General features: G+C 51.1%; 8 protein-coding genes and 1 pseudogene. 6 read left to right on the top strand and 3 right to left on the bottom strand.

Annotated features, from left to right (window positions below; genetic code table 11):
- The 3 genes and pseudogenes from PHF79_03260 to PHF79_03250 all read right to left on the bottom strand — a co-directional run.
- On the bottom strand, positions 1–445 hold a 445-nt coding region (locus PHF79_03260; GenBank protein ID MDD5318805.1), incomplete at its 3' end, for an ATP-binding protein.
- A gap of 11 nt (positions 446–456) precedes the next feature.
- On the bottom strand, positions 457–1980 hold the full coding sequence (istA, locus tag PHF79_03255) for an IS21 family transposase (protein MDD5318804.1): 1524 nt from the start codon (positions 1978–1980) through the stop codon (positions 457–459).
- 221 nt (positions 1981–2201) lie between these two features.
- A pseudogene (locus PHF79_03250) lies at positions 2202–2600 on the bottom strand (IS110 family transposase).
- A 576-nt stretch (positions 2601–3176) separates the two neighbouring features.
- Here PHF79_03250 and speB point away from each other — a divergent pair.
- The 6 genes from speB to PHF79_03220 form a co-directional block, all read left to right on the top strand.
- A complete protein-coding gene (gene speB / locus PHF79_03245) occupies positions 3177–4151 on the top strand; it encodes an agmatinase (protein ID MDD5318803.1) in 975 nt (324 codons plus the stop codon).
- Entirely contained in the window at positions 4144–4974 is an 831-nt protein-coding gene (locus tag PHF79_03240) for an SDR family NAD(P)-dependent oxidoreductase (GenBank protein ID MDD5318802.1), read from the top strand. Before speB ends, PHF79_03240 begins: the two co-directional genes overlap by 8 nt.
- Positions 4975–5013: 39 nt before the next feature.
- Complete coding sequence (locus tag PHF79_03235; GenBank protein ID MDD5318801.1) at positions 5014–6438, top strand: APC family permease; 1425 nt, start codon at positions 5014–5016, stop codon at positions 6436–6438.
- Positions 6431–7189, top strand: coding sequence for an SDR family NAD(P)-dependent oxidoreductase (locus PHF79_03230; protein ID MDD5318800.1), 759 nt, complete (start codon positions 6431–6433; stop codon positions 7187–7189). The genes PHF79_03235 and PHF79_03230 overlap by 8 nt, the downstream gene beginning before the upstream one ends.
- Positions 7190–7221: 32 nt before the next feature.
- On the top strand, positions 7222–7998 hold the full coding sequence (locus PHF79_03225; GenBank protein ID MDD5318799.1) for a creatininase: 777 nt from the start codon (positions 7222–7224) through the stop codon (positions 7996–7998).
- A gap of 98 nt (positions 7999–8096) precedes the next feature.
- Positions 8097–8893 (top strand): ISL3 family transposase (locus PHF79_03220; protein ID MDD5318798.1); only part of this gene is annotated, 797 nt, incomplete at its 3' end.

Genomic DNA, 8893 nt, shown 5'->3' with positions numbered 1-8893 from the left:
CGGTGGCCCGCGCTGCATGCAGGGAGCCCACCAGATCACATTGGGTGATAAAGAGCACGTCCACCCCCTGGCGGATGGCACAATGCCCCAGCGCCTGGGCGAGATGGCTCTTGCCGGTGCCAAAGAGCCCGACGATCAGGACAGGTGCCTGCTCCTGCAGGTAGCGACCCGTAGCCAGATCATGCACCAGAGAGCGGTTCAGGTTCAGTAACCGGTCAAAGGCGAAGTCTTCCAGGGTTTTGTGATTCCGGAAGTGGGCCTGACGCAGGAGGGTGTCGAATTTCCGTTGGTCCCGGCGGGCCGCTTCATCCTGCAGGAGCATGGCGAGGAACTCGGTATAGGCCATTTGACCATCCACCGCTTGGCGATTACGAGCTTCCAGGGAATCCAGGATACCGGACAGGCGCAGGGCGCGAAGATTACTGCTCAACTCTTGGGTTTGCATCAGAATTCCTTTCAATGAAATAGCGTAGCGCTGTCGCGCAGGAAGCGACCGCCACTGGTATAGGTGCTTCCGGATTCGGGAGTTACGGGCGACAACGGCTCTTGATCCAAGCCTTTCTTGAGGATCTGAGCGATCGCCCCATAACGCGGATTACTGAAGCGCAAAGCCCGTGCGCAGGCCGCCTCCAGCCGTTGAGGGGTGTGCTTGTCCCGGAGTCGCAGGATGTTCTGTACGGTGCGCAGATTGACCAGCACGCGATCGGCAAAGAGCTGGTGAACGACGCCGTAACAGTGCGGTCCGATAGCCTCCGCCATCCGCAGGCACCACTGGATATCCTGACTCTGCCAGGCCTGTGCTTCTGGCGGCATGTGGTCGGCCACGGTGGAGGCGGTGCCGTGCTGGAACAGCCGGGGATGGGTGGCGACTAATTCATGTTCCTGGTAAATCCGGATAGTAGTATCGGTAGCCCGCAGCCAGAGCTGTTGTCCTATCAGACGGAAGGGAACGGAGTAGAAGCAATAGGCGTATTGGACGTGAGCATCCCGGTGCACCTTGGGCTGCTTCCACTCGGAGATCTCGGGAGGCGTCTCCGGTAGGCGCTGCAAGAGGGGTTTCTCCACCTCGACGAACTGGGTGAGAGGCGCCTGACGGGTAGTGCCGTGAATTCGATGGCCCGCCTCTGTTCGGATCCACTCCTGAAGCTGGCGATTGGCATCGTCGCGGTCACGGAAATCGCGCAGGGGCAGGAAGGCTTTTTTGATAAATTTGACCCCTGACTCCACGATTCCTTTTTTGGCAGGATCATGTGGAGGGCAAGCATCGATCTTGAACAGGTATCCTTCGGCGCATTCAGCATAAGAACGCTGGACCGTGGGGTCGTTGATGCAGGCCTTGGTGATGGCGCACTTGGCGTTATCAATGATGATTCGACCCGGAACACCACCAAACCATTGGAAGGCATGGCGGTGACAGGCCAGCCAGGTCATCGTCGTCTGATTCCAGACAATCTCGGCATACTGATGCCGGGACCAGCAGAGGGTCATGACGAAGAACCAGGTCTTGCGGATCTCTCCGGTCACCGGATCGATCATGGCGGGGCCAGCGCCGAAGTCCACCTGCGCGGCCTCGCCGGGTGCAAAAATGAGGCGCATAGTGGCATCGGGCACCTTCACCGGTGCGACACGCAGCAGCACGCGACGCACTGCAGAGTAGCTTCCGGTGTACCCGTGATTGCGCACCAGGGCAGCGTGAATGGTAGTGCCCTGTATGCCTTCAGCAGCCCACTTGGCGATTTGCTCCTCATGGTCTTTGAGGGTGGACACACACTGGGCAGGCACGGCCTGCTGGCGGTGCTGCTGCAGGATGGCGAGCGCGCAGTCGTCGGGTAAAGGCTGCTGGGGATCGAGCCAGCCGTGCTGCGCAGCCTGATTACGTAGGGCACCCAGTTTCTTGCGCCCCATGAGTCCGGAACGGGCGATCTCTCGGTCCCGATCCCCTTGGCGCATCCGCACCAGGATTTGGCGAATCGTAAACATCTCAAACCTCCGATTACTCATGGTCACCCCCCAAAAGCTGGGAGGGTAACCGATCCAAGGGAAGTTCAAGACCCTACTGAAGCACTATGTGGGTGGCGCCATTACGCCGACTCCGAACTGGCTCCTTTATGCCGATCCGGAAGTGGCGCCATTACGCCGATCCCAAGGTGGCGCCATTACGGCCGACTACGGTTTGGCTCCATATTGCCGATCCGTGACACCGTACGCGCCTTGACGAAACCTTGCCGCACCCGATGCAGCGAAAGAACCGCTTGCTGCTCTACATTCTTGACCGGGACGAATCGCATCGAAGGGCGGCTAACTGCCTCGCAGATGGCCTCGGCATCAGCCGCATCATTTTTGTTGCTCTTCACATAGATCTTTACGAACTGGGGCGCCATCAGCTTGACCGTGTGACCCAAGGATTCCAGTTTGCGTGCCCAATGATGCGCGCTGCCGCACGCTTCCATACCAACCAGACACGGCGAGAGATTCGCAAAGAACGTCGCCACCCGATCGCGACGGAACTGCTTGCGAAGGACAACCTTGCCCCGGGAATCCACGGCGTGCACCTGAAATACGTTCTTCGCCAAATCTATGCCAATCGTCTTAATCTCCATTTGCAGACTCCTATTGCGCGCGTAGTGAGGAAAACCCTTACTATGGCACATCAATGCCGCTATAGGGTGGGGACGTCCATCCCATTGCTTACGGCCGAACGGCGAATATGAGTTGAAGGTGCCCTATGACACCGACGACGAACTGGATAAAGCCGTGAATGAAGTTGCTGACCAACATCGCCAGCAGTGCAGACGCCCGGCACTGCTTCTCCGAGAGCGAGGCTCGCATGGAAGGAACCGATCGACACTGGTGATGCTCGTGGCTTAAGTCGGTTGGCTGTTCCATTGCTCCCCGGACCTCGTTTCCTGCTTTTTAACGTCACCTGATGGTGCACCAAAATGGTTCAAATCACATGATAATGCACCATCATAAATTCATAGGACAAGAAAAATAAAAACCGCATTATTAAAAATCAATTATTATTCAAGATCTTAATTTTATTTAAGAACTGGCACGATATTTGCTTACTTTTCGGTGATGTTAAATATTGCACTAATCAGGAGAATTGCATTTGTCTGCTATCAGAAAACCCTTACTCAGTAAATTTCGTTGCTTGCCCAATTAAGGTATCAGATATGAGTTATGTTGAGAGGCCGCAGCCTATTGACGCTGCAGTTACCCCTCGTTTCGTCGGCCCCGCGACGTTTATGAGACTTCCCTTGTATTCTTCCCCAATTGGGCTGGATGTTGCACTTACGGGTGTGCCATTTGATGGAGGAACAACCAATCGCGCAGGAGCTCGTCAGGGGCCACGCGAGGTTCGCAACCAGTCAACTCTAATTCGACGGACGCATCATGCTTCGGGGATTTCTCCATATGATCTTATTAATGTCGCTGACATTGGTGACGCTCCCACAAATCCGTTTTCTATTGAAACTTCTTTGCAATTAATCGAGGATTTTTTTAAAGATATAAAATCATCTGGTGCCATACCCATTACTGTGGGTGGCGACCATTTGATCACCCTGCCTATTTTGCGTGCTTTGGCCCGGGAAGCGCCTATCGGATTGATTCACTTTGATGCCCACTCGGATACGAATGATTCTTATTTTGGCGGTAGTCGCTATACCCATGGAACCCCTTTCCGAAGGGCTATCGAAGAAGGTTTGTTGGATCCAAAAAGAGTTATTCAACTTGGAATTCGTGGTTCCTCCTATGATGCTAATGAGCTCCAATGGGCCAAGGAGCAAGGCGTAACTATACGCTATATCGAAGATATCATGGCAACTGGTCTGGATGCGATCATGGACGAGGCGATCGCAGTGGCGGGAGAGGAAAGAGTATATCTGTCTTTTGATATTGATGTAATCGATCCCTCCATGGCACCTGGAACTGGCACGCCAGAAATTGGCGGTTTAACCACTCGTGAAGCGCAGTTGATGTTACGGCGGCTGCAGGGAGTAGACATTATAGGAGCGGATGTTGTTGAAATTTCTCCTCCTTTCGATATGTCGAACATGACGGCGCTTGTTGGGGCAACGCTTATGTTTGAGATTTTGTGCTTGGTTGCAAGTCGACATCAGTCCGGCTCTGGATATGGTCATGAATGACGGACATGAATTCGATGCAATCTTGGGATGGATGACGAATGAGCAGCATCTCGCGGCATTAAAAGAAGAGCAGACACAGGAGGGGGGGCGTTTCTGTGGGAAAACGGTGTTGGTAACAGGGGCTGGGAGTGGCATAGGATTTTCTGTTTGCGAGGCTTTTGCCCGAGAGGGAGCCGCAATAATTGCAAACGACCTGCCAACCCAAGCTAACCTTATGGTACTGAAGAGTAACATTGAGGCACGGGGAGGCATCTGCACTATCCGGACGGGTGATGTTTCAGATCCGAAAACGGCTACAGAAATTTTTGCTTCTATCGAGAGGCTTGATGTCCTGGTAAATAATGCTGGATATCTGGATGAAGTCCCGCTGAACGAAATGACAGATACACAGTGGGACAAAATGATCAAGGTGCATCTATATGGAGCGTTCTATTTTGCTCGTTGGGCGGTGAAACTTATGCGTCTCCAACGATTTGGCCGCATCATAAATATTGCCTCTGATCTTGGTCAAATCGGCTGCAAGAATCTAGCGCATTATAGTGCTGCTAAAGGTGGGATTATCGCCTTTACTAAAAGTCTCGCACGAGAATTAGGAGGGCAGAATATTTTGGTAAATGGTGTAGCACCAGGAGGTATTATGACACCTTTGGTTGCCCGACTTGGAAACGAATATATTGAGGAAGAAGCAAAATTATACCCACTAAATAGATTGGGAACTCCTTCTGAGATTGCTGAGGTGATTTTGTTTCTTGCATCAAGCGCGGCGACATTCATGACCGGTCAAATTATCGGCGTAAACGGTGGTGGCGTAATGAATGGTTGAAGATTATGAAGAATTAAATAATATTAGCTGGAGAAAGATATGGGATTCTTAGATCTGATAGGTTATGACCGCCATGGTGCGGTAACTGAAGTCGCAACAACACTGAATAAGGGTCGTTTAAATACCTATGGCGTTACGCTTGCTGCACTAGGCTTTAATGCGCCAGCCTGGGTAGCAGCATCGTCGATGTCAGTGCTCTACGCAATGGTGGGACATGCGGCACCACTCGCGATCGTTGTCGCATACTTTTTCCCAATGTTGATTCTAGCATTTTGTCTTGTTTATCTGGTTCGTGAGGCTCCGTCTGCGGCTGGTGTGTTTACTTATGTCGAGCGTTTCCTTCATCCTGGCATGGGAACTGTTCTTGGATGGACCTATACGGTAATGGCTGCGACAGTCGCGCCCATGACTGCGGTGATAGGAGCAGAATACATTCAAGCGTTATTTCCTTCCTTAGCAGGTGATATTCAGGCGCGTATCATTGGTACTGCTATGTTATTGTTGTTTTTTTTGATTAGCTTACGTGGTATAGTGCTGACAGCAAAGATCGCTGGACTTTTTTTGGTTTTTGAGATAACTGTTGTGTCTGGTCTCGGCCTATGCGGTATTTTTGACCCGCAAGTGCACAATCTGTCATTTGCTAGTCTTTATTCTGTTAAAGCTGCTGGTGGTTGGGGATCTCTGGGCGCTGGCTTATTATTTGGCCTTTGGATGCTTGCAAATTTTGATTCTGCAATAAATTATATAGAAGAAGCTAAAGTCCCAGTCCGTACAGTGCAGCGATCTCTCTTGCTGGTTTTATCTTTGGCCTTTTTAATCTACAGTTTAGCAGCTATTGGTTGGCAATATGCTGTTCCTGTTGGTAAACTTGCACAAATTGTTGAAGATGGAAATAGCGGACCTATTGCCGCGATAGCAAATATTTATTTGCCACAATCGCTTTCTTGGATTGCGCTCTTTGTTGTTGTTACGTCAGCCTGCGCTGGAATGCAGATTTCATTAAATTCTGGTGCAAGGACGATGTACAGGATGAGTTCAGAGGGGCACTTACCTGAAATGTTTGGCAAAACAAACAAACACAAGGCGCCTTTTGTATCTGTTGCAAGCATCGTTGCTTTTGGTATTTTGATGGTCTGGATCAAGCCGCTTGCCAAAATTATCTTTTATTATGATGCAGTCACTATAACTCTAGTTTTAAGCTATGCCTCGATGTTGGCCGCTGCGATCAGGCTGTTCTGGATGAAGCATAGCGCTGGTGTAGCTACTATGCTTTCTATTCTTCCGGTATTTTCAATATTCATTATCTTGTATGTCGGCTACAGCGCTGGAATATCGCCGGGAAATCTTTATGAGGCTTGGTATATCGGTGCCGCCGTTATTGTCATTGGTACTATCTTGGCCTTCATGAAGAAGCGTAATCTTCGGTACAAGAACAGAGTTGTGATGGGAGCTGCGGATGATTGAAGTTGACCTCAGTGGGCGTGTAACCGTCATTACTGGCGGAAGTAGGGGGATTGGTCTGGGCCTTGCGCGCGCATTCCGTGATACCGGTACGGATTTGCACATTGTCGCCAACGACGATTCAATTAGTGGGGTCGTGCGAGAGCTTGGTGTAACTGGTCATCAAGCCGATATTGCGATTGAAGCCGACTTACAGTCCTTCATGCCTTCTATTCCGCAGATTGACATACTAATTAATAATGCAGGTCTTGAGAGATTAACACCCCTCACAGATTCCAGTGCCGAGAATGAGGCAATATTCCGGCGGATCATTGATGTAAATGTTACAGGAACATTTCTGGTTACTCGCGCAGCGTTGCCGAAGATGTCTTCAGGAGGACGAATTATTAGTACTTCCTCGGTTTGGGGGCGTATTGGGGAGCCTCTATTCAGTGCATACGTTGCGTCAAAACACGCCATTATAGGTATGACTAAAACTTGGGCTAAGGAGTTGGGGCCGCGTGGGATTACCGCCAATGCGATTTGTCCCGGTTGGGTACGTACAGAAAGCTCACTTCGCTCGCTGGCGAGTTTGGCCGATCGTTCTGGCGTACAAGAAGAAGTGCTTCTTGAAAGTATCTTAAATAACCAGGCGTTACCAGGGATTATGGAGCCATATGATATTGCAGGCGCCTATATTTTTCTTGCCTCAAAGCTTGCAAGTAATGTAACAGGACAAACGTTTTGCGTCGATCGTGGCGAGGCACCATGGTAAAATTACAGTCTAAATAGATAAGGAAGTTAATGATGATTGATAGTGTTTTCATGGCCGATCTAAGCTGGGTAGAATTCAAACAGAAAATTGAAAATAAAGCTGTTGTTCTCCTGCCATTAGGCGCGACAGAGCAACATGGTCCGCATTTGCCGCTCAGCGTAGATGTGTTACTACCAACTGCTGTGTGCGAGCAGGTTGCTCGTGAGGTCAATGGCATTGTTGCACCTGCTTTGCCCTATGGGTGTCGCTCACAGCCAAAAACAGGTGGCGGTGAGGGATTCCCTGGAACTACTAGCTTGGATGCAAATACATTTTCACTGGTGGTTCGTGATGTTGTACGTCAACTCATTAAATCTGGAGTAAGGCGTTTAGTTTTAGTAAATGGACACTTTGAGAACTATGTTCCGGCGACGGAAGGAGTAGACATGGCCTTGCGGGAATTGCACCACGATGGCATCACCGATGCTAAAATTGTGCGACTTGCTTACTGGGATTTTATCACGCAAGAGACGCTTGATCGGGTCTTCCCTAATGGTTGTCCAGGCATTGAACTTGAGCATGCCAGTTTGATGGAGACCTCGCTGATGCTTTTACTGAAGCCTGCTTTAGTTATGATGGAGAAGGTCCCATCGGATGGCCCAGCCTGTTTTCCACCTTACGATATTTCCCCTGTGCCGGAGAATTTTGTGCCTGCATCAGGTGTTCTGTCCGTGGCGCATGGTGCGAGCTTAGAGAATGGTCGATTGCTATTTGACGAACATGTCGAAAGAATTGTTGATTCTTTAACGCATATTTTTCAAGAAAGCTGATTTTATAAATAAAATCACTTGAATTGGCTCTTCGTCAGATTGAGTGGGTAGGGGGTAGGATGCAACGGCTCCATTGCATCCCGAATAGGAGTTAGCTGATGGTCCCGGAAGAGTTGTTTTCTCTGGCGTTAGGGTTGGTACCGCCGTGGTTGGTGGACGATGTGACCTTCCAAGTGGAGGAGAAGCGCCTGGATCTGCACATCAACTTTCCCAAGGGCAGTCGCTTTGCTTGCCCCGTCTGTGGTGAGGAGCGTCCGGTACATGACACCCGTGAACATACCTGGCTGCACATGGATTTCTTTCAGCATGAAGCCTATCTCCACGCCCGTGTACCCCGTGTGATGTGCCCGGAGCATGGGGCGCATCAGATCCCTGTTCCTTGGGCGCGGGAAGGCTCGCGTTTCACCCTGCTCTTTGAAGCGCTAATCATGACCCTGGTGCGGGAGATGCCGGTATTGACGGTAGCCCGCCTGGTCGGCGAGACCGACACGCTCCTGTGGCGGGTGATTGACCATTATGTGCCCGAAGCCCGTACCAGAGTGGATATGGCCCATGTCCATGCCGTCGGCGTCGATGAAACCAGCAGTCGGCGCGGCCATGACTACATCACGCTCTTCGTAGATCTGGAAGCTAGGCGACTGCTGTTTGCCACCCCCGGTAAGGACGTCTCCACTTTTGCGCGATTTGCCACAGACCTTGAAGCCCATGGGGGCAGCGCAGAAGCTGTCACGGACGTCAGCATGGACTTGTCTCCCGCCTTCCAGAAAGGGGCTAAAGAGCATCTTCCCAACGCCCAGGTGACCTTTGATCGTTTCCACCTCATGAAGCTCGTCAACGAGGCCGTGGACGCGGTACGCAGGAGCGAAGCATTTACCCAGCCAGACCTCAAAAAGAC

This window comes from Candidatus Paceibacterota bacterium, assembly GCA_028714275.1.
Classification (GTDB): Bacteria; Patescibacteriota; Minisyncoccia; order Phycocordibacterales; family CAINVO01; genus CAINVO01.
The sequence above is the reverse complement of the archived record's forward strand: the minus strand, read 5'-3'. Positions and strand labels throughout refer to the sequence as shown.